The sequence below is a fragment of the Pseudomonas sp. RC4D1 genome, from assembly GCF_018390395.1.
In the GTDB taxonomy this organism is placed as follows: Bacteria; Pseudomonadota; Gammaproteobacteria; order Pseudomonadales; family Pseudomonadaceae; genus Aquipseudomonas; species Aquipseudomonas danubii.
In genome coordinates, this window is sequence record NZ_JAHBAW010000003.1 from 57051 (window position 1) to 77523 (window position 20473).

General features: G+C 58.8%; 18 protein-coding genes and 1 pseudogene. 12 read left to right on the forward strand and 7 right to left on the reverse strand.

Annotation, left to right across the window (positions count from 1 at the left end; all coding sequences use genetic code 11):
• The first annotated feature begins 128 nt into the window (after window positions 1-128).
• From KHO49_RS25205 to KHO49_RS31635, 3 genes are all read left to right on the forward strand, one after another.
• A complete protein-coding gene (locus KHO49_RS25205; protein ID WP_170004158.1) occupies window positions 129-854 on the forward strand; it encodes a hypothetical protein in 726 nt (241 codons plus the stop codon).
• Window positions 855-1268: 414 nt separating this feature from the next.
• Entirely contained in the window at window positions 1269-1511 is a 243-nt protein-coding gene (locus tag KHO49_RS25210; RefSeq protein ID WP_249735836.1) for a type 2 periplasmic-binding domain-containing protein, read from the forward strand.
• 9 nt (window positions 1512-1520) lie between these two features.
• The gene (locus tag KHO49_RS31635) at window positions 1521-1703 is read left to right on the forward strand and encodes an Imm32 family immunity protein (RefSeq protein ID WP_502938143.1); all 183 of its coding nucleotides are present in this window, start codon (window positions 1521-1523) and stop codon (window positions 1701-1703) included.
• A 22-nt stretch (window positions 1704-1725) separates the two neighbouring features.
• On the opposite strand, the gene KHO49_RS25215 is transcribed toward KHO49_RS31635, so the two are convergent.
• Together KHO49_RS25215 and KHO49_RS25220 are read right to left on the reverse strand one after the other, a co-directional pair.
• Window positions 1726-2082: a DUF6572 domain-containing protein gene (locus KHO49_RS25215; protein WP_170004156.1), complete on the reverse strand. Its 357-nt coding sequence runs from the start codon at window positions 2080-2082 to the stop codon at window positions 1726-1728.
• 38 nt (window positions 2083-2120) lie between these two features.
• Window positions 2121-2624, reverse strand: coding sequence for an SPOR domain-containing protein (locus KHO49_RS25220; protein ID WP_213666011.1), 504 nt, complete (start codon window positions 2622-2624; stop codon window positions 2121-2123).
• Between the two features lie 371 nt (window positions 2625-2995).
• Between KHO49_RS25220 and KHO49_RS25225 the strand changes: the two genes are divergently transcribed.
• Together KHO49_RS25225 and KHO49_RS25230 are read left to right on the forward strand one after the other, a co-directional pair.
• Window positions 2996-3865, forward strand: a complete 870-nt coding sequence (locus KHO49_RS25225) for an AraC family transcriptional regulator (RefSeq protein WP_110597093.1) — start codon at window positions 2996-2998, stop codon at window positions 3863-3865.
• Between the two features lie 68 nt (window positions 3866-3933).
• Window positions 3934-4188, forward strand: a complete 255-nt coding sequence (locus tag KHO49_RS25230) for an Imm32 family immunity protein (protein ID WP_110597094.1) — start codon at window positions 3934-3936, stop codon at window positions 4186-4188.
• A 48-nt stretch (window positions 4189-4236) separates the two neighbouring features.
• On the opposite strand, the gene KHO49_RS25235 is transcribed toward KHO49_RS25230, so the two are convergent.
• Window positions 4237-4593 (reverse strand): DUF6572 domain-containing protein, encoded by a 357-nt coding sequence (locus KHO49_RS25235; RefSeq protein ID WP_108546317.1) that lies wholly within the window; start codon window positions 4591-4593, stop codon window positions 4237-4239.
• Window positions 4594-5069: 476 nt separating this feature from the next.
• Between KHO49_RS25235 and KHO49_RS31640 the strand changes: the two are divergent.
• Both KHO49_RS31640 and KHO49_RS31645 read left to right on the forward strand, forming a co-directional pair.
• A pseudogene (locus KHO49_RS31640) lies at window positions 5070-5825 on the forward strand (MCP four helix bundle domain-containing protein); the annotation flags it as partial.
• 66 nt (window positions 5826-5891) lie between these two features.
• Window positions 5892-6680 carry a methyl-accepting chemotaxis protein gene (locus KHO49_RS31645; RefSeq protein WP_372859300.1) on the forward strand — a complete coding sequence of 263 codons (789 nt, stop codon included), beginning with the start codon at window positions 5892-5894 and terminating at the stop codon, window positions 6678-6680.
• A gap of 603 nt (window positions 6681-7283) precedes the next feature.
• On the opposite strand, the gene KHO49_RS25245 is transcribed toward KHO49_RS31645, so the two are convergent.
• Both KHO49_RS25245 and KHO49_RS25250 read right to left on the reverse strand, forming a co-directional pair.
• Window positions 7284-7742, reverse strand: coding sequence for a hypothetical protein (locus tag KHO49_RS25245; protein WP_213666012.1), 459 nt, complete (start codon window positions 7740-7742; stop codon window positions 7284-7286).
• Window positions 7743-7774: 32 nt separating this feature from the next.
• Window positions 7775-8143 carry an antibiotic biosynthesis monooxygenase family protein gene (locus KHO49_RS25250; RefSeq protein ID WP_102880282.1) on the reverse strand — a complete coding sequence of 123 codons (369 nt, stop codon included), beginning with the start codon at window positions 8141-8143 and terminating at the stop codon, window positions 7775-7777.
• Between the two features lie 132 nt (window positions 8144-8275).
• On the opposite strand from KHO49_RS25250, the gene KHO49_RS25255 reads away from it, so the two are divergent.
• The 5 genes from KHO49_RS25255 to KHO49_RS31165 all read left to right on the forward strand — a co-directional run bounded on the left by KHO49_RS25255 (window position 8276) and on the right by KHO49_RS31165 (window position 19390).
• On the forward strand, window positions 8276-8704 hold the full coding sequence (locus KHO49_RS25255; protein WP_213666013.1) for a MarR family winged helix-turn-helix transcriptional regulator: 429 nt from the start codon (window positions 8276-8278) through the stop codon (window positions 8702-8704).
• Window positions 8705-8897: 193 nt separating this feature from the next.
• The gene (locus tag KHO49_RS25260) at window positions 8898-9329 is read left to right on the forward strand and encodes a hypothetical protein (protein ID WP_102880284.1); all 432 of its coding nucleotides are present in this window, start codon (window positions 8898-8900) and stop codon (window positions 9327-9329) included.
• Window positions 9330-9799: 470 nt separating this feature from the next.
• Window positions 9800-11521, forward strand: a complete 1722-nt coding sequence (locus KHO49_RS25265) for a ShlB/FhaC/HecB family hemolysin secretion/activation protein (protein ID WP_283777126.1) — start codon at window positions 9800-9802, stop codon at window positions 11519-11521.
• Between the two features lie 32 nt (window positions 11522-11553).
• On the forward strand, window positions 11554-19026 hold the full coding sequence (locus KHO49_RS25270; RefSeq protein WP_213666015.1) for a two-partner secretion domain-containing protein: 7473 nt from the start codon (window positions 11554-11556) through the stop codon (window positions 19024-19026).
• Window positions 19027-19036: 10 nt separating this feature from the next.
• The gene (locus tag KHO49_RS31165) at window positions 19037-19390 is read left to right on the forward strand and encodes a hypothetical protein (RefSeq protein ID WP_249735838.1); all 354 of its coding nucleotides are present in this window, start codon (window positions 19037-19039) and stop codon (window positions 19388-19390) included.
• A 103-nt stretch (window positions 19391-19493) separates the two neighbouring features.
• Here the strand turns inward: KHO49_RS31165 and KHO49_RS25280 are convergent, their stop codons facing one another.
• Together KHO49_RS25280 and KHO49_RS25285 are read right to left on the reverse strand one after the other, a co-directional pair.
• Window positions 19494-19895, reverse strand: coding sequence for a type II toxin-antitoxin system HicB family antitoxin (locus KHO49_RS25280; RefSeq protein ID WP_213666016.1), 402 nt, complete (start codon window positions 19893-19895; stop codon window positions 19494-19496).
• 35 nt (window positions 19896-19930) lie between these two features.
• The gene (locus KHO49_RS25285) at window positions 19931-20113 is read right to left on the reverse strand and encodes a type II toxin-antitoxin system HicA family toxin (protein ID WP_041120604.1); all 183 of its coding nucleotides are present in this window, start codon (window positions 20111-20113) and stop codon (window positions 19931-19933) included.
• Between the last annotated feature and the right edge of the window lie 360 nt (window positions 20114-20473).

The window sequence follows — 20473 nt, forward strand, 5'->3', positions numbered from 1 at the left end:
GATGGTCGGCAGCGGCCATCGCACTTTTTTACAGTTTTGCGTTCTATCACCAGGCCTGGCCGCGCCGATCCCCGCCGCAGCCCGTGAATTTCGACCCGGTGCCGATGGCCTACGCTCCCTCTTCTTGCATGATGCAAACCCGCTTTCAGCGCCTGTTCCTGGTGGTGCTGCTGATGCTTGGCGCCACGGCCTGCACCCAGCAGCAAGGGCGCGATATCGCCAAACAGTTTCGTGAAGGCAAGCCTGACGAATTCTTCCAGACCAGCGTCGATCGCATGGCCACCATCGGCATGCGCGACAACCTGCAGAGCCTGTACCTGCTGATGGGCAAGCTCTATCTGCGTAATCCCAGCCAGTGGCGCAAGTCGGGGTTCCCCGATGGCACCACGGCCCAGCGCGAGATTCGCAATGCCATCGAAAAGCGCCAGCCATTGCCGGCCCTGGGGGATCGTCGTGATCTGGCGGCCTTGAGTTATTCCTTGAGCCCGGAGTTTCAGGGGGATCGGGTCGGGGCCTTTATCTATGCCATTGGCAGCATGTTGGTGACGGCCCATGGCGGGCGGACCGAGTTCTACATGACCGATACCATCGACCCGCAGTTCATCAGCAATGCGGCGCGCAACATCGAGAAAGCCACTTGGCTGTTGAGCCAGCGTCAGGATGCCAATGGGGTGTTGTTGCTGTTCTCCAATGAAATTTCCGAGGAGGGCAGCAATCTGAGTTTTGCTGTGGAGTTTGGGAAGATTGTGGCGCGGTTGGATTTGCTGACGCAGATTCTGGATGAGCGCTATCGGCGGGTGGGGTTCAATTATGCGCAGAGTCTGTTGTTGATGAATTTTTTGCCGGTGCAGTAGTTGGGGGCAGAGCACTCGTCTTGTGGCGAGGGAGTTTGGCGGTTGTGGAGCCTGAGTTTGTGGTTTGTGTGTACATATCCGTTGCTGCGGGTGTGGCCGCTTATGGTTTCGCCCTTACGGCGAGTCACTTTGGAAAGAGCCCAAAGTAACCAAAGGCTCTTGCCCCTCCACTCGGTGCCTCGCTTAGGCTCGGCATGCCCGAACGAAGGCATTGATCCGTGGGCCGCCGCCACAGGCCATCCATGGCCTGGGGCGGCTAACCCGGCATCCCTGCCGGGTTACCCACGGATCAATGCCTGCGTTCGGCCATCGTGGTTAACGGGGCGTTCAGATCAAGATCAAGATCAAGAGCGCGACGGCGGCCTGCCGGCCGGCCTGAAGCTAAGGGTGGGGTGCGTTTGTGTAGGAGCTGGCTTGCCAGCGAAGGCGTCAGTCCAGGCGCTGCATGAGTTTGTGCGCCAGTCCGATACGGTGGCCTTTGCCAGCGCCATCAGTGGTGAGGGGCGGGGGATGGATGGGCTGGTGTCGGTGCCGCTGTCCAACCCGCGCTTGGGCGATCGGGACATTCAGGTGCTGACCATGCCCAAGCGGGTGTTGCCGGAAAGCCTGGCGTTCTTTATCGACACCTTGATTGCGCGGTTGCAGAAAGAGGGCTGAGGGAGGCTGCTGACCGTTCTCGCCGAGCCGGACACGCTCAGGGCGCTGGGTGAGTTCCTGATCAAGGCTTCAGCTGACATGGCGGCCAATGGCCTGGAGCATGTGCACCTGCAAGATGTGATCGAGCACTTCTCGCACCAGGATGATGTGGATGTGATTGCCCTCAACCGGGCGCTGATCAAGCCTGCCTGAGGCACCGCCGTGCGCGGCCCGGCTACATGTTGCGAATCCTCTCGTTGACCCTGAGTTCGAACTTAAAGCCAATGCCCACGTCATTCAGGGTTTCGGTCACGCGGGCCATGAAGTACTCGGCCTGCTCGGGCAGTTCATACAAGCCTACGACCTGGATGATCGGGTACTTGCCATAGGCGCCGGGGATCTCGGTGTAGATCTGGCCACCTTCGATGAAGGCGATGTAGCTGTTGATTTTCTCTTGCAGCAAGAGCAGGTGTTCGCCTTGTTCCGCCTTGCTGCCCCATTCGAGGTGGTCGGTCATCACCAGCAACAGGCTGTCGGGCGGGTCTTTGGGAATTGCCCAGAAATCGATGACTTTGGGATTGGTGATGGACACGTCTGATCCTTAACGAGGTCGGCTTGCAAGCATTTGATTTACCGGGTCACTGAGCGCCAGGTCACCATTCCATCCAGGCCATGCTCGGACTTCTGGTAGTTGAGTGTGTTCTGTGCCTCGGCCTTTTCTTCGAACGGGCCGACAAAAAGGTGCGGTGGTTCATCGAGAATGGTGGGGATGTCGATGAGCCCCATCTGTGCAGCCAGGCGTTCAAACTCTTCATCGGTTTGAGCGCTGATGCGCGCTACCCAACCGCTGCGATCCCTCAAGGCGATAGGCTCCACTTCGGCGCCGCAGCGCTTGCATCGTGAGGTGTTGGCCTTGATGTCCTGGCCGCAGGCAGGACAAGGGCGCAGATCTTCATGCACCAGCGCGTCAACGCCGGTCTTTGCCAGCCGGGGCATCAACCACAGGGCAAGCAGGGCGACACCCGGAAAGAACAGCCCGATTGCAAACCATCTTGGCCCCGAGCGCCCACGTGTACTGGCAGCGTAAGCGGTTATTGCCGTGAGAATGAGCCAGACGGGGAGCGAGACGCCCATTGCAACTCCTTGTGTTGAGGTGTGAGTAATGCTCCCGCTGAACGGGGGGCTGCAAAATATCCGTTCTTTGGCGGCGACGCCATAAACCATCATGCGAGCGGCCTGGTGTGGGGTAGTGGCCAGTGAGGTCAAGTGGTCGCTCGGTCGGCGCCGCTGCCGTTATCAAACCGGAGCGCCTTTGTGTTGCTGGCGCGCCAGGCCATTGGCTTGCTGTCGAATGATGAGGACAATCACGGCGCGGGGTGATTCAAGGCCTTACCCCGGGCGGCTGCCACGAACCACCCGGGTGCACCTTGAGCAAGAGCGGCTAGGCGCGTGCCTGCCGGGATAGCCGATCCTGTGCCTACCGTTATTCCCGGAGCCTTTGCCCAGTGCCTGACCTGTCGATCAACGCCGCCTACGCCAAACGCTTCAACGCGGTACTCGCTTACATCAATGAGAACCTTGAAGGCGATCTGTCGGTGAGGACGTTGAGCCGGGTGGCGAACTTCTCCGAGTTTCACTTCCATCGGCAATTCACCGCCTTCGTCGGCGTGCCGGTTGCACGTTATGTGCAACTGATGCGCTTGCGCGGTGCGGCCCATCGCCTGGTGTCCCGGGCGGACCACTCGGTGCTGGAGGCCGCGTTCGGCGCCGGTTTCGAAAGCCCCGAGGCGTTTTCCAGGGCGTTCAGGCGGGCGTTCGGCATGAGCCCGAGTGCGTTCAGGAAGCAGCCGAACTGGCAGGTCTGGAATGCGGTATTTGCCATCCCTCATTTTTCCAGGAGCATCATCATGCAGGTACGAATCGTGGACTTTGCCGACACCCGGGTTGCAGCGCTGGAGCACTGCGGGCCTGCCGAGCTGGTCAATGAAAGCGTGCGCAGGTTTATCGATTGGCGGATGCAGAGCGGGCAGTCGCCGGTGGCATCGAGTCGCAGTTTTGGCATTCCCTTCAACAACCCCGATACCACGGCGCCGCAGGAATTCCGCTTTGCCATCTGCGGCGAGATTCATGAGGCGGTGGTGGCCAATGAGGTGGGTATTGGCGAGATGCAGATTGCCGGTGGCCGCTATGCGGTGGTGCGGCATGTGGGCTCGCCGGATCACATCGGTGAAAGCATCTACCCGATCTACCGCGATTGGCTGCCGGGCAGTGGCGAGGAACTGCGGGATCAGCCGATGTTCTTTGAATACCTGAGTATTTATCCGCAGACCCCACTGGAGCAGTGGCTGACGGATATTTATGTGCCCTTGCAGTAGTGGGGATGGGGCAAACCTTGCTCATGACCTCGATTTGAGCATGACCTTCGGGTACAGGAGTTCGACCTTTGCCAACGTTGAAACGCTTTAGCGTTCAGGGAACCGCGGTGGGCGGTGAGCAGAGCATCCAGCTGGACGAGATCTCGATTCTCGCCGAGCCGGACACGCTCAGGGCGCTGGGTGAGTTCCTGATCAATGCGGCCAACGAAATGGCGCTCAATGGGCGGGAGCATGTGCACCTGCAAGAGGTGATCGAGGACTTTTCCCATGAGCGGCATGTGGATTTCATTGCGCTTAACCGGGCGCTGATCCTGCCGGCATAAGGTGGTGCTGCGCGCTGCTCGACCGAGGGGCAGCGCGCAGCTGGCGGGCTACAGGCCGGGAGCCTGTTCGGTCACTTTCAGCTCGAAATCGAAGCCAATGCCGCGCTCGTTGAGGAGCTCGCCAATGCGTTTGAAAAACCAATCGACTTGCTCGGGCAGCTCGTGCAAACCCAGGACCCGGATCATCAGCTGCTTGCCGCAGGCATCGGGAATTTCGCGGTAGATCTCCTCACTTTCGATAAAGGTGATGTAGGTGTTGATCTTCTCCTGCAGCAGGAGCAGGTGCTCGCTGTGCGCCGCTTCGTCACCCCATTCGAGAGGGTCGACCATGATCAACAGCAGGCTGTCGGGCGCGGATTTGGGGATTGCCCAGATATCGATGACTGTTGGGTTGGTGATGGACATGGCTGATCCTTCAGGCGGTTGAGGGCGGCATTGTATGCCGTAGCGGCTGGATTCTTCAGTGGGCAGTCGGTTTTTGCCCCGTTCAGGCGCAACCTGGCCGAGCGGTTTTCAAGAGCGGTCGGATCGACGGTGGTGACAAAATGCCATTATCTGCTATGGCTTGTTAGGCCCCCGGTGGATAGAAGCCGGCTTCAGGTGCCATTGCCCAGAAGCATCGAGACGGCGCGGGCCGCGTTGTTCGACTTAACTGATGCTCACCCGCCAAGGGCGACATGGGCGCAGGAGCACGGAGTGGGGCCTGCGATCCCGACAGGCCTGGATTGACCCGAGTGAGCATCGACGTTGCCGTGCCGGGTGGGCCGCTAATCCAGTCGTCGGCTTGTTTACAGCTCACGGACACTCAGTCGATAGCGTGGAATGACAGCAGGGAAGTACCGACCCTTCTATTAGAGAGATAAAAAATGAACGTCCGGACAATGAACCTCGCTCCACGGTCTGCCGCCTTTTTCTCACTCATTGTCCTGGTGGTGTTTGCCCTGGGCATTGTCGCGGTGCTGCAAATGGGCAAGCTGCGAGACGCTGAACAGGATGTCGAGACCAACTGGATGGCCAGCATCCGCGAGATCGGCAAGATGAAGACCGGCGTCTTGCGCCTGCGCCTGGAAAGCATCCGCATCACCGTGACCACCGACGAACAGCAGCGGCAAACCCGCATCGCCTCCTTGAGTGGTTATCGAAACACGCTGCAGAGCACCATCAGCCAGTACCAACCCCTGATTACCGGGCCGGCGGAGCGCGAGCTGTACCAGGCGGTGGCGACTGATGTGCAGGCTTACTTCAAGCTGCTGGACGAGCTGGAGCCGCTGTTGCGCAGCGGTGACAACGCTGCGGCCATCACCCTGATCAATACCCGCATCAGCCCCATGACCAACATCCTGCAAGAGAAGATGGACAAGCTCTCGGACTTCAATGACGAGGGCGCGAAGCAGGCGGGGATCACCGCCGCGTCGGTGTACAGCAGCGGCCTGACGTTGGTGCTGGTGTTGATGGGGGTGACGGTGGTGCTCACCGTGGTGCTGGCCACCGTGCTGACCCGCAGCATCACCTCGCCCATCGGCGATGCCCTGGCGGTGGCCGAGCGCATCGCCGGCAGCGACCTGTCCCGGGAGATCGCAATCAGCGGCCGCGATGAAGCCGGCCGCCTGCTGGCCGCCCTGGCCAAGATGCAGAGCAACCTGCGGGAAACCATCGCCCACATCGCCGATTCCTCCACCCAGCTGGCCTCGGCCTCGGAAGAAATGACCGCGGTGACCGAAGATGCCAGCCGCGGGCTGGTGCGGCAGAACGATGAAGTCAACCAGGCGGCCACCGCCGTGACCGAAATGAGCGCCGCGGTGGACGAGGTGGCCCGTAACGCCGAAGCGGCTGCGCAGTCGTCCCGCGAGTCCATGGAGTTCACCCGTTCCGGCATCGAGAACGTGGCCCAGACCCTCAAAGCCATCGAAGGCCTGGCCGACAACGTGGCCAGCACCGGCGAGCAGGTCAAGGCCCTGTCCGGCAGGGCCCAGGACATCAGCAAAGTGGTGGAAGTGATTCGCGCGATTGCCGAGCAGACCAACCTGCTGGCCCTCAACGCGGCCATCGAAGCCGCCCGCGCTGGCGAGCAGGGCCGGGGTTTTGCGGTGGTGGCCGATGAAGTGCGGGCCCTGGCCCACCGCACCCAGCAGTCGACCCGGGAAATCGAACAGATGATCACCGCGATCCAGGCCGATTCGACCCAGGCGGTGAGTGCGATGAACGTCAGTGCGGAGATGGCCAGCAGCTCGATTTCGGTGGCGCAGAATGCCGATGTGTCGCTCCAGCAGATTGCCCAGGCGATCACCCAGATCAATGAGCGCAATCTGTTGATTGCCACGGCTTCGGAGGAGCAGGCGCAGGTGGCGCGTGAGGCGGATCAGAACCTGACCAGTATTCGTGAGTTGTCGATTCAGAGTTCGGCGGGGGCCAGTCAGACGGCCAGTGCTTGTGGGGAGATGGCCAATCTGGCGATTGAGTTGAATCGGTTGGTGGCGCGGTTCAAGGTTTGAGGGTGGTTTTTTGCCCTGCGGTGGTCTGGTTACTCTGTGGGGGCTGGCTGGTCAGCGAAGCTTGTCGAAGATGATGGTGGGGGGCTTCGACAGCGTTTGTTCTTTGGGGAGGGGGGGGCATATCCGTTGCTGCGGGTGTGGCCACTTATGGTTTCGCTCTTACAGCGAGTCACTTTGGAAAGAGCCCAAAGTAACCAAAGGCTCTTGCCCCTCCACTCGGTGCCTCGCCTAGGCTCGGCATGCCCGAACTCCGGCATTGATCCGTGGGCCGCCGCCACCGGCCATCCATGGCCGGGTGGCGGCTAACCCGGCATCCCTGCCGGGTTACCCACGGCTCAATGCCTGCGTTCGGCCATCGTGGTTAACGGGGCGCTCAGATCAAGATCAAAATCAAAATCTGACGGCGGCCTGCCGGCCTGAAGATGGGGCGGTGTGTACCGCGCCCCGTGTAGGAGCTGGCTTGCCAGCGAAGGCGTCCGTCCAGGCGACGCATGACTCACGGGCCTCTCGCCGGCAAGCCGGCTCCTACAGCCAGATGTGTGGTGGTTGGGCCTTCGTAGGAGCTGGTTTGCCAGCCAAGGCGTCGGTCCAGCAAGGTATGGCTTACCGGCCCTGAGGCATGGCCCTCTGTAACCGACCGGTAAGCCGCAAACCATCGCGTACGTTCAACCCCATCAATGTGAGGTTGGTGGCTCCGGCGATCAGTTCGATGACCTGCACCAGGTAAAAACCCGTGTCGAAGTTGCCAGCCGACGCCCACCGGTTGAGCACAATGGCGCAGGGCACGAGCACCAACAGGCCGTTGGCGGCAATGAAGGGCATGCGTTTTTTCTTCGAGGCGATCAGGTGTCCCTGTCGCGCCTGGCTCAGCCCCATGCCGCTGGCTCCTGCCACTGCCATCGCCGGGATCAGTACCCAAAGCCCAGGGCTGACGATCAGTTGCTTGAGCAGAGTGATCGCATACGGGGTGCCCATGCTTTCCACCAGCAGGGTCGAGACAAAGAACGTGGCGATGCACAGCAGGGCCAGCAGGCTGGCGGTGAGGTGGAGTCGTTTGAGCATGGGGCGCTTTCCGTCAGTCAATGGGGCGGTGTTCAAGCCGTGCAGATGTTCGGCACGGCTACCTTGGTGAACAGATGGGGCATGGCCAGGGCGCTTGAGGGGTAACGGCCCAGGGCGTTGGCGAAGTCCGGGTGATTGAAGGCTTCGCGAAAGCGCTCCACCGACTCCCATACGGCGTAGTTCAGGAACATGCAGCTGCCACCGATGGCCTGGTGGAGCTGCGTGGAAATGTAACCGGCCCGCTGTTTCATCCAGTTGGCATCCAGCTCCCAGGCACGCAGAAGCTCGGGTATATCGTCCTCGTCGACGCTGAACAGGTTGACCAGCACCACCGGTGACTCGCTGCACTGGAGTTGCTGATGGATGGGGACTACAGGATCAAGCGGGCGAATGGACAACATGGCGGTCTCCAATATGTAAACATGATGACAAGATGGTGCGATGGATAAAAGCTAGCTTGATTGACATCATGATGTCAATGTGGAAAAGTTCGCGGCATGAAAAAACCAAACCACACCCCCGCTGGACGCGCCATGACCGATCTGGTCCTCGAGCTCTTTCGAGCCAGTGCGCGCATGCTCACCGCAGGCGATCGCCTGGTGGCTGAGATAGGTCTCACCAGTGCCCGCTGGCAGCTCCTTGGCACGATCGTCGCTGTCGATCGGGCGCAGCCCGTCTCGTGGATTGCCCGCGACATGGGCGCGAATCGGCAGAATGTTCAGCGGATCGTCAACGATCTGGTGAAGGATGGCCTGCTGGAATTTCAACCGAACCCTCACCATCGCCGAGCGCAACTGGTGGTGCTGACGGAGGCTGGAAAGGCGGCATTCGATCAGGCGTTGAAGCTTCAAGCGCCCTGGATCAACGACCTTGCTCAGGGGCTGGAAGTCGATGAGATCCAGACGACCCACCGTGTGCTGAACCAACTGCGCAACCGGTTAGAGCAAGACCAGGACGAATGAGCCGGGCCGGCCTGGAGACGGGCAACTCCTCAGGGGGACTCGGCCACAGGCTGTCGGCATCCCCGATGATGATCGGGCCAAAATCACTGCCAGCGTTTCAGGACCTGGGCCCTTTATTGGGAGAATGGCCTGTTCCCCATAACGCGCTCTGCCCACCCAGCAGCGATCTTTTGCACAGTTTTAAGGTTGATGTATGAATGCATTCGATTTTAAGAAATTTAATGTGGGTTCCATTGTTCGAACAGCTGATAGTTGCGCGGCGCTCAAACACCAGATCGGATTCTTGATCCAGGTTCTGGAGGCCTTGGATATCAAGTTCTCTGACTGCGAGCAGGACCCTTTGCTTCTGGCGAAAGCCTATGTGGCCGGGGATATTCCCATTGAACAGTGCAAGGCGCAGGCTGCGGTCTGGTGGGCAAAAATCGACGAAAAAGGCGCCGTGCGAGCGTTTCAGGATCGGGACGTCTTGATGGCCCGGCTGGCCATTTGCTTACTGTCGAATGATGAGGACGATATCGCTGTTTTGGGAGATAACCTGTCGTGGTTTTTTGAGGTGTTGGGTTTCTTGAAAGTGGAGCCGATGAAGCCCATTGAGATGATGAAAGAGTACTTTGAATTCAAATAACCTTTAGTTCGCGGCCGACTCGCTCATTGGTGTTCCCCCCTGATGAGTCACAAGATCAAAGACGCACTTCGTTTCGCAGACTCCCTCCGCCACTCTGGAGTCATACGCGAAGCGTTTTCCCAAACTGAACCCAATGGGTAGCCGATTTGCGGGCGTCGGTCACAACGTCAATTGCCTGCGGCTCAATACCATCCTCTGCAAGGAGCGGGCTTGCCAGCAAAGTTCGCCAACGATGACGTGCAGGCACCTTTATATCGCGTATGCGAGGGAGCGGGTGGTGGACATATCCGTTGCAGCGGGTGTGGCCACTGGCGGTTCCGCCCTGACGGAGGCTCACTTTCGTAGAGCGCAAAACTGATGGTTGGATGTACCAAGATTCAAACAAATCAGTACTTTAATTGACGTCATTAAAGCGCCAACCTAAGATCGCCGCCGTTTAATTGCACAAAGCCATGTAGAGGGATCTAGAAATGTGGCGTTTGGTACGTCGGACCAGGTTCAGCCTGCTGTCCGCTTTTTTTTGCCTGGGCATAGCAGGGATGGCCGAGTCCGCGCCCCTACAGAACGCTCCAGGCGTCACCGACCTGATCCGAGACCGCCAGGATCGCTTGCTCGAAGAGCAACAACGTCGCCTTGAAGAACTCAAGGACCTGCCCGGCAAAGTCGTAGCGCCTAGCAAGCCGGCAGCGCCCATCGACACCCGTTGCTTCGCCATCAAAACCGTCGACCTCAGTGGTGCCGATGCCTTGTCCGAGCGCGAGCGCAGCAACTTGCTCAAGCCTTACATCGGCCAATGCCTCGGCGTGCCCCAGCTCAATGAATTGCTCAAGGTCATCACCGACCAATACATGACCAAAGGGTTGGTCACCAGCCGCGCGTACTTGCCACAGCAAGACCTTTCCAGCGGCAACTTGAAGGTGCAGGTGGTTGAGGGCCGACTGGAAGGAATGAAGGGCGCCGAAAACAGTGGTATCACCGACCGCCAGCTGTTCATGAGCTTCCCCGGCAAAACGGGCGATCTGCTCAACCTGCGGGAAGTTGAGCAGATGGTTGACCAGCTAAACCGCTTGCCTTCCAACCAGGCGCAGATGGAGTTGGCACCGGGCAAAGCCGTTGGCGGCAGCGAAGTGCTGGTCAAAAACACCCCACAAAAGCCCTGGCGCGTTGGCCTGTCGCGCCACAACGGCGGCCAGCGCAGCACGGGGGAGCAGCAGTGGGGCGTCAATCTGGATTGGGATAACCCTCTCGGCCTGGCCGATCAACTCTCGCTGCGTGGCGGTCACGATGCGCTAAGCGATCACCAAAAAACCTCGCGCAACTCGATGCTCAACTACAGCCTGCCGTTCGGCTGGTGGAACCTTAATTACACCTACAGCGAAACCGAATATCGCTCCTTGGCCCAGGCCAGCGGTTTCAATTTCAAGCAATCGGGTGACAGCCAAAATCATCAGTTGCGGCTGGAGCGCGTGATCCATCGCGATGCCCTGAGCAAAACATCCCTCAGCACCGGCGTGGCGTACCTGCGCACCAACAACTTCATCGAGGACAGCAAGCTCGCGTTGAGCAGCAACCGCCTCAGCGAAGCCCAGTTCGGCATTAACCATGGCCGCCGCATTGGAGGCTCATTCCTCAACATCGACCTGGGCATGCAGGATGGCATCGGTGCGTTCGACGCCCAGGCCAACCACAACCCGCGCCCCGGCCAGGCCGATGCGCGCTATCGCAAATACACCGCGACCCTGAGCTACCTTTACCCGTTCAAGCTGTGGGGCGAGTCGTTCAGTTTCAGCAGCCTGATGACCGGCCAGCGCAGCGAAGATGTGCTGTTCAGCCCTCAGCGCATGAGCCTGGGTGGGCAGTCGTCGATTCGCGGCTACAAGGATCAAAGCCTGGCTGGTGACAGCGGCGGTTACTGGCGCAACGACTTGCGCTGGAGCCGTCCGGTGACCTGGGCCTGGATGCAGCCGGTGTTCAGCGAGTACGGCACCAGCCTGGGTTATGACCAGGGCGTGATCCGCCGCGACCGCTATAACGTCGAACAGCACGGGCGCATGACCAGCAACTCGGTGGAGCTGTTTGCACGCGGCCAGAACGTCGCCGCTACCGTGACCTTTGCCCACTCTTTGGAACGACCGGCGCCGATCACTGAGCGTGAAGCGCCGATCTATTTTCGCCTGGATTTCTTTCTCTAAATTTTTACCGCCCTTGGGCATCGAGACATGACATGGACGTTCAACAGTTCGCCTTCCTTGCGCGCCAACCTTCTGCATCCCTGAAAAGCCGCTCCCACTTTATGGGCTTGCCCAAACGCGGGTTGGCGTTTGTTTTGGCGAACGTCATGTTCTGGCAACCGTTGCTGGTGCAGGCGGATGGCATTGTAGTCAGCGCACCGGGCACCAGCCTGGGCCAGGCGGCGAATGGCGTGCCTATCGTCAACATCAGTGCACCCAATGGCAGCGGGCTGTCGCACAACCAGTTCAGCGATTACAACGTTGGCCAACAGGGAGTGATCCTCAACAACGCCACCAGCCGCACTCAGTCCACGCAGTTGGGCGGGATCATCCTCGGCAACCAGAACCTCAATGGTACGGCCGCCAGGGTGATCCTCAACGAGGTCAACGGCGGTAGCCCCAGCCAACTGCGCGGTTTTACCGAAGTGGCGGGGCAGTCGGCCCATGTGATCGTGGCCAACCCGTATGGCATTACCTGCAACGGCTGCGGCTTCATCAACACCCCGCAAGCCACCTTGACCACCGGCAAGCCTGTGCTCGAAAACGGCCAGCTTCAACGGTATCAGGTGGACCAGGGCAGCGTTGCTATTGAAGGGGCCGGGCTCAATGCCAACAACATCGACCGCTTCGAAATCATCACCCGCTCAGCCAAGCTCAATGCTGAAATTCAGGCCAAGAACCTGACGATCATTGCCGGCGCCAATGATGTTGAGGCCAAGACCCTGAACGCCACTGCGCGCGCCGCCGACCCGGCGACCGCCCCTCAACTGGCCATCGACTCCTCGGCCCTGGGCGGCATGTATGCCGGAGTGATCAAGCTGGTCAGCAGTGAAGCCGGTGTCGGCGTAAAGCTTGACGGCAAGATGCTCGCCAGTGGCGGCGATATGCAGTTGGATGCCAATGGTCACTTGAGCCTGGCGCAGGCCACGGCGGCGCAAGCGGTTGTCATCAATGCCAAGAGTCTGGATGCCCAGGGCGCGATCTATGCCGGTACCCGTGTCGAAGCCACCACCCAAGACACGCTGACCAACCGTCATTCCATCGCCGCTCAGGACAGCGTCAAGCTGACCAGCGATGGTCAGCTCAACAACCTTGGCTTGATCGAGGCCGGTGTCACCCCGCAAAGCACCCGCAACCAGAGCGGTGATGTGACCCTCACCGCCAAGAACATCGACAACCGTGGCCAGAGCGTCATCGCCAGTCGCGACCTCAAGGCAACCGTCAGCGAGACCCTCGACAACCGCGCCGGCACGCTGTCGGCGAACGCCGGGATGAACCTCAACGCCCAGGACATCGACAATCGCGGCGGCACCCTGACCAGTCAGGGCACGCTCAACACTACCCTCGGTGGTCGGCTCGATAACCGCGACAACGGTACCCTCGCCAGCGCCGGTGAGCAGACCCTGAAAGCAGCCGCGGTGCAGAACACCAACGGGGTCATCAGTAGCCAGAATACCCTTGCCCTGGACGTGGCCAGCCTCGACAACAGCAGCGGTAAGATCACCACTAAAAGCGCACTGACCCTGACGGGCATCACCGTCGAAAACGCTAAGGGTCAGATCACCAGTCAGGGTGACATCCTCGCTACCGCCAGAGCCTTCAACCAGCAAGGCGGCAAACTGATCAGCCAAGGCCAGCTCAGCCTGACCGCTGACACGATCGACAACAGCCTCGACGGCTACATCGCCTCCGTCAATGCCATGGGCCTTACTGCCCATCAGCAACTGATCAACACCGGTAAAGGCATCATCAGCACCCAGCAGGGCCTGACAATCAACGGCGGTGCGGTGGACAACACCACGGGCAGCCTGCTCAGCCAGAGCGGCATCACCGCGACCTTGGGCGCAGGGCTGAATAACCAAGATGGCAGCGTCATCACCCAGACCGATAACCTCACCATCGAAGCCCATAACGTTGATAACCGTGGCGGTGTGTTGGCCAGTGTTGCGGGCAAGCTCAAGGCCACTGCGGCGACCGTGCTGGATAACGGAAAATCGCTCAGCGCAGCTGACGAAGCGGGGCTGATCCAGGCCCAGTCGATCAACCTGGGCGCGCAACAATCGCTACTGAACAACGGCGGCCAGATTGCTGCCCTGAGCGGCGATACCCAGATCACCAGCACGATCCTCGACAACCAGAACGGTGCATTGCTGGCCAAGCAAACCCTGAATGTACGCGCCACCCATCTCAACAACAGCCAAGGCCGAGCCGCCGCAGATGCCATCGATTTTGGCCTGACCGGCGAACTGAACAATCAATCTGGCCTGGTCGAAGGCACCAGCGCTTTGCTGATCGACGCCGCGTCCATCAATAACCAGAACGGCAAACTGCGGTCCCTCGGTCAACAAGGCACCGCAAGCGTAGCCAGCGCGCAGTTGCTGGATAATCAGAGCGGCATGATCGAAGCCGCCAACCATGACGTCTCCTTGCGCATGGCCAGCTTCAAGAACACCGACGGCAATGTCCGTCACGTCGGCACAGGCACTTTTGCGGTTGATCTGGCGAAGTTCAGCAACATCGGCGGAAGCGTCGCCACGGCCGGCACGCTGACCGTCGACGCCGCCACCTGGGACAACAGCACGGATGTTCAGGCTGATGTGCTGAACGTCACCGTAGTCCAACTCAACCAGGCAGCCACCGGCAAACTAGCCGCCAGCCAAAGCTTCACCGGCAAGGGTGACAGCTGGACCAATGCCGGACGCATCACCAGCGGCGGAGCGTTCTCCCTGACCGCCGCCCATGTCACCAACACCGGTACCCTCGGCGGCGCCGGCAAGGTTGATCTGAATGCCGAAGCTGTGCGCAACGATCACGGCCTGATCTTCAGCGGCGCCGACATGGCGCTGCGCTTCAAGAACCTTACCAACTACTACGCCGACATCTACAGCCTCGGCGGCCTGAGCATGATGGCCCGCGACGGTGTGGCTCGCAGTGCGTCACTGGAAAACATCTCCAGCCATATCGAAGCCGCCAACGATGTGCTGGTGCGCAGCGACAGCGTAATCAACCGCAAGGACGTGTTCAGCACTGTCGACCAGCTGGTGTCGGGCAGCCTGAGTGTGAGGTGCTACGACTGCAGCGGTGACCACCACAACGTCGATTACATTGCTAACGAAGTCTCCAAAAGTGTGGTGGCGACAGATTCGGCCAGCTCATCTATCCAAAGTGGAGCCAAGTTGACCGTCGAAGGGTCCAGCGTGCTGAACAAGTACAGCACCATGGCCTCGGGCGCGGATCTGCTGATCACCGCCGACAACTTCGCCAACATCGGCGCTACCACCAGTACCAGCACACGCACGCGTACCTGGAACACGGGCCGCGTTACCGACGGTACGGATGAGCGCTTCCGCGCCAACTGGATTTACCCCTACAACGCCCAGCCCAACCCCAAGGTATTGCCGGTGGGCGCGCTCAACTCTTTCAACCTGGTGGGCGACACCACCACCGTGACCCCGGGCGATCCCATTGCCTCGGTGATTCAAGCGGGCGGCAACATCAGCATTCAGGCTACCCAGCAGCTGGAAAACAGCAGCATCGTCCAGTTCACGCCGCCGACGCCCGTCGCGGACAAGGGCGGCGCCACGACCGTGACCAAGCCCGCCGTGGTGGTGCTGAACCCGCAACTGCCACCGGACCTGGCACAGCAACAAGTCAACCCGACCACCATGCCGGGCTTCGCTCTGCCCAGTGGGACGAACGGGTTGTTTCACGTGGTCGATAGCGCCGCCGTTGCCAAAAATAGCCAGGATCTGAGCCAAGCCAACATCCAGGGCTCGGACGCCAGCCGTGTGTTCGTCGGCCCCAAATACCTGGTCGAAACCAACTCCGCCTTCACCGATCTCAAGCAGTTCATGAGCTCGGACTACCTGCTGGGCAAGCTGGGCTACGACCCTGAAACCAGCTGGAAGCGCCTGGGTGATGGCCTCTATGAACAACGCCTGATTCAACAAGCCGTCACCGCGCGCACAGGTCAGCGCTTTATCGCCGGCCAGACCACCGACGAAGGCATGTTCAAGTACCTGATGAACAACGCCATCGCCAGCAAGGAGCAACTCAACCTTTCCGTTGGCGTGACTTTGACCTCGCAGCAAGTTGCCGCACTGACCCATGACATCGTCTGGATGGAAGACCAGGTGATCAATGGCCAGCACGTGCTGGTGCCCGTGCTGTACATGGCCCAGGCGAACAACCGCCTGACGGCGGATGGGGCGTTGATCCAGGGCAAGGACGTCACCTTGATTGCCGGTGCGGATTTGAAGAACTCCGGCACGTTGCGCGCCAGCGAAAACCTCTCGGCAGCAGCGGGGAACAACCTCGTCAATACGCGGCTCGCGCAGGCCGATGAAAAGCTGAAGCTGGTGGCGGGTAAGGACCTGGTGAACATGCAAGGCGGCATCCTCAAGGGTAAGGATGTTGACCTGAGCACCTTGACTGGGGATATCCGCAATGACCGGACCATCACCACGATTGAAAACAGTGGGAAGGGCTTCAGCTCCAAGACTGCAGTCGTCGATAGCGCCGCGCGGGTTGAGGCCGAGAACAGCCTGAAGATGCATGCAGCGCGGGATTTGCTGAATGTCGGCGGTGCCATTACCGCAGGCAAGAACGCTGAGCTGAGCGCGGGTAACGACGTGGTGATTGCGGCGGCTCGCGAAGAAACCGGCTCGACGCGCCAGGACAAACGGCATTTCTGGGCGCAAAGCCAGACGGTGCAGCATGCCAGTGAGATCAAGGTCGGTGGGGATCTTGATGTTGTGGCGACGAACGAACTGACGATGGTTGCCAGCCATGTCAAGGCAGGCGGCGACGTCAACTTATCGGGCAAGGATGTGAACCTCCTTGCGGCTGCCAACGAAGAGTCAAGTGAGTACCGCTATAAGCGCAGCGGCAAGAAGATCAATCAGGAAGAGGACCATGTTCGCCAGCAGGGCACGACGATTGAGGCTGGTGGTGATGTAAACGTTGCGGCGCTGCAAGACCTGACGATGGTTGCCAGCAAAATCAACGCCGGTAACGAGGCCTATCTGGTGGCCGGTAAGCAGTTGAATTTGATGGCTGAGCTCAACCGCGACTACTCCCTCTACGACATGAGCAAAAAAGGCAGTTGGGGGAGTAACGCGGCGAAACGTGATGAAGTGACGCAGCACACTAACGTCGGCAGCGAAATCAAGACGGGCGGCGATCTCACGCTCAAGAGCGGCGGGGACCAGCGTTACCAAGTGGCAACCCTGGACAGCGGTAAGGACCTGACGCTGGACAGCGGTGGCCGCATCGTGTTCGAGGGCGTGAAGGACTTCCACGACGAGAGCCATACCAAGAGCAAGGGCGATTTGGCTTGGTACAAGATGAAGGGCGAAGGGAAAACCGATGAGACCCTGCGGCAAAGCGCCCTGATTGCTCAAGGCAAGCTGGTGATCAAAGCTGCCGAAGGCATTCGTATCGATATCAAGCAGGTCGATCAACAGAGCGTTAGCCAAACCATCGATGCGATGGTGCAAGCGGATCCCAACCTGGCCTGGATGAAGCAGGCGGAGGCCCGTGGTGATATCGATTGGCGCCAAGTCAAAGAAATTCACGACAGCTTCAAGTACGAGTCTTCTGGCCTCGGCGCTGGCGCCAAGATTGCCATCGCTATTCTGATGTCTTTCATCCTCGGCCCCGCTGGTTTGGGGTTGAGCGGGTCAAACCTGGCAGTTGCTGCCAGCCTGAGCACGACTGCGGTCACTAGCACCATTGATAACAAGGGCAACCTTGGTCTGGCGGTGAAAGATACGTTCAGTACGGGGAGTCTGAAGAGCGCTGCGATTGCAGGATTTACAGCTGGGCTTCTTGATTACGCCGACGACAAATGGTTCACGGCAGCCGATGGCGCTGGCTCGGCCACACAGGGTATTCAACCCACGGATGGTGCTGCAGTAGGCGCGACCACCCCTTCCAAAGATATCTTCCGTTGGAGCAATGCCTCTGATGCAGCGACTCGTACCGTTGGACGAGCGCTTATCTCGAGCGGAGTGTCCTCGGCCATTGGGGGAGGCAGTTTCGGCAGCAACTTCAGTGCGGCCTTGATGGGCGAGGCCGGCCAAATGGCCATGGCCTCCGGCTTCAACTGGATTGGTGACAACGCCATTCATTTTCCAGATGCAAGCGTCCAGAAAGTGGTTGCTCACGCGATCATGGGCGGCCTGCTGGCTGAGCTGACAGGCAGTGACTTCAAGACCGGTGCGGCAGCAGCAGGGCTCAATGAAGTCATGGTGAGCTCGATGGGCGACCTGGGTCGGGATAACAAAGAGCTGAGGCTGGTTCTATCGCAACTTACCGGCTTGGTAGCGGCTGCGGCAGTCGACGGCGATCTGGACAAAGGCGTTGCCATCGCCAAAGGCGCCACTCAATACAACCATGACCTGCATGAAACTGCGGCGAAACAGGTGGCCCAGGAAGCGCTGGACCACTGTCGCAAAAACCCTCAGCTATGCGATCTGGGTATCGATTTCAGCAAGTTGACGGTCGACGACATCGTTTTTGCCATGCGTGTAGAGGGGGAGCATGGAAGGGGGATAGAAAACGCCAAGCCGGAAGCAATCGCTTTTGTTGACGGCTTCATGTTCAGCAGAGCTCCTAAACTACGTGACGCTTTGTACACTGAAACGGAGTCTGAGCGGAGTAGGCTTGATGTCGAGAATAAGGCGACTTTGGCGCTTTCGGTCATCAGTCTTGGCAATGCGGTTCGTAATTTTGGTAACTTCCTGCAAGGATTGGTGAGGGCGACGCCAACCGGTGTACCTGTCGTCAAAGCTGTGGATGAGCTTGGTGCAAAAGGGGGAGGAGCTGTTGAGAAAGCTGCTCTGCCGGCTGGTTATCGTGAAGGCGGTTCAGTAGGGGCTGCTTTTAATGAAACAGGAGGGTTACCAGAGGGCTATCGCCGAGTCGTCAATACCAAGACGGGCAACATCGAAGTTTTGGCGGCGGATGGAAAGCTTTATTTCGAGACGGGTAATGGGCTGAGACCGAAGGCGGGAGGTAATCTTGCTGGGTTGGCTGAGGCAGAGAAAAATATCGATTTGAAGGTAAAAGCTTCAAAAATTACAGCCCCAATTGATTTTGATGGGCACATAATTAGAGCCGAAGTAAAAGCAAATGGAAACGTAGTGGGTGGGCATTCGACTGTGACTGGAGATGTTCGCGTCATTCCTGGAACCGAGTCTGCTCCGAATGCCCAAGGTGTTTATAGTGCAAGAATTGAAGTGCTCGATCCTCGTAATCCTGGAGCGTACTTACCAAAATCAAACAACGGTGGTGTATCCACAATGTTTCCTAAGTCATGGTCTGCCGACAAGATAAAAGTAGAGGTGGATGCTGCCTACCAGAACAAAACAGTAATAGGAAATAAATGGACAGGTACTACACCAAGTGGTGTAAAGGTTGAAGGGTTTATTAGTCCTAAAACTACCGTTTATCCGAAAATATAGGTTTACTTGAATGGAAATTTGTTTTTTTTGGGATGATGAAGATGGTGCTTGTGTACCAAATTGCCGATCAAGTGTTCTTAATGAAAATGGGGTGGATTTTTTAGCGTGCCTTTTTACCGATCATGGTGGGCAAAAATATGAAAGCTCCATACCATGGTTGGATGAAGGGTTGTCTAGAATTAGATTGGTTAAAAGCGGTGTTGTTGAGAAAGCAGATTGGAGTCGTGATAGTTGGGGTGTAGAGCTAAGCAAAAGTTTGGCAAAAATATATTCCTTATATGATGAGGATTATTGTTCAATTATAAATATTGATGAGTTTGAAAGAGCTTTGCTTGGTTGGAAGGGTTTTATTCTGAGTGTGTAGATTCTAAATTTTGGATTTTTCTCAAGCTTAAATTTTTACAGCCCTAGTGAAAGCTAGGGCTCTTCCTTCCTCACACCGCTCGGCCTGCACCCTGCAGCCGCTTTCAGCGCCCAAGCTTTTCCAACGCCGCATCGGCCAGAAAAGACGACCTGCTCTTGATGTTGTGCTCGCGGACAAAGCGGTCGATTTGCTGGATGACATAACCCGGCAGGGTCACGTTGACCTTCTCGGTCTTGCCCAGATAAGGCGCGATATCGATATCCAGCATGCCCCAGCCCATGCCCTCGAAATCGGGGTTGGCGCGGTGCTTGCGGGTGGGAGAGGGCAGGGGAATGGCGTGCCCCGCACGGGCCAGTTCTTCGAGCATGACGTGGGCAATCTCGATGGCCGCGCTATAGGCGCTCTCGAAGCTGTCGCCCGCAGTGACAGCACCGGGGATGTCGGGAATCTGGATGCCGGTGGCGGTGTGTTCGTCGCCCCATTCGATGCAGACGGGATATTGCACGGGGATCTCCTCAATAGGTGTGAAGGTGGCGGGAGCTAGATCAGTTCAGCCAGTTTTCTGATGGCCCTGACCGTGCCCCGTGGCAGATCCTTCTTCGGGTGAGGCACCGGAACGGTGTTGGGCCTGTAAGGGTGCTTGAACAGATGATGGCTGCCAGTGACTCGCTCCAGCACCCAGCCTGCGGCTTCAAGCTCCTTGATCAACTGTCTGCTTTGCACCTCCATCTCCTTATCGGGGTGAGAGGTGCTTTATAACTCCAGGCGCATAGTAACGCAGGTTGAATTGTGTGTCTGGAGTTATGTATCGGGACATGTCGTTCGGGGTGGTTTTTGGCCTTGGACGGTTGGGTAGGTCGCTCAGGGAGGCTTGGGTGTCGAGGTGGAAAATGGCGCCGTCATCACAGCCTGTCACGGGCACCGCAAAGGCGACTGCAAAGGTGTTGTGGACGCTGATGCGACCGGCCAAGGTCGTCGCGGATATTGCTGCGAAGGGGAACTACCGGGGCGGGCAGTGGGGACCGGTAACGGTGGATTGGAGGTGATGTTTGAGTGGGGTGTGTCGTAAGCGATCCACAAACT

Coding starts and splice junctions, on each gene's coding strand:
- KHO49_RS25250 (WP_102880282.1), bottom strand. CDS start 8,143: ATGTTGTCCATTCGCCCGCTTGATCCTGTAGTCCCCATCCATCAGCAA.
- KHO49_RS25270 (WP_213666015.1), top strand. CDS start 11,554: ATGGACGTTCAACAGTTCGCCTTCCTTGCGCGCCAACCTTCTGCATCC.
- KHO49_RS31165 (WP_249735838.1), top strand. CDS start 19,037: ATGGAAATTTGTTTTTTTTGGGATGATGAAGATGGTGCTTGTGTACCA.
- KHO49_RS25220 (WP_213666011.1), bottom strand. CDS start 2,624: ATGGGCGTCTCGCTCCCCGTCTGGCTCATTCTCACGGCAATAACCGCT.
- KHO49_RS25245 (WP_213666012.1), bottom strand. CDS start 7,742: ATGCTCAAACGACTCCACCTCACCGCCAGCCTGCTGGCCCTGCTGTGC.
- KHO49_RS25265 (WP_283777126.1), top strand. CDS start 9,800: ATGTGGCGTTTGGTACGTCGGACCAGGTTCAGCCTGCTGTCCGCTTTT.
- KHO49_RS31645 (WP_372859300.1), top strand. CDS start 5,892: ATGACCGCGGTGACCGAAGATGCCAGCCGCGGGCTGGTGCGGCAGAAC.
- KHO49_RS25260 (WP_102880284.1), top strand. CDS start 8,898: ATGAATGCATTCGATTTTAAGAAATTTAATGTGGGTTCCATTGTTCGA.
- KHO49_RS25205 (WP_170004158.1), top strand. CDS start 129: ATGATGCAAACCCGCTTTCAGCGCCTGTTCCTGGTGGTGCTGCTGATG.
- KHO49_RS25255 (WP_213666013.1), top strand. CDS start 8,276: ATGACCGATCTGGTCCTCGAGCTCTTTCGAGCCAGTGCGCGCATGCTC.
- KHO49_RS25235 (WP_108546317.1), bottom strand. CDS start 4,593: ATGTCCATCACCAACCCAACAGTCATCGATATCTGGGCAATCCCCAAA.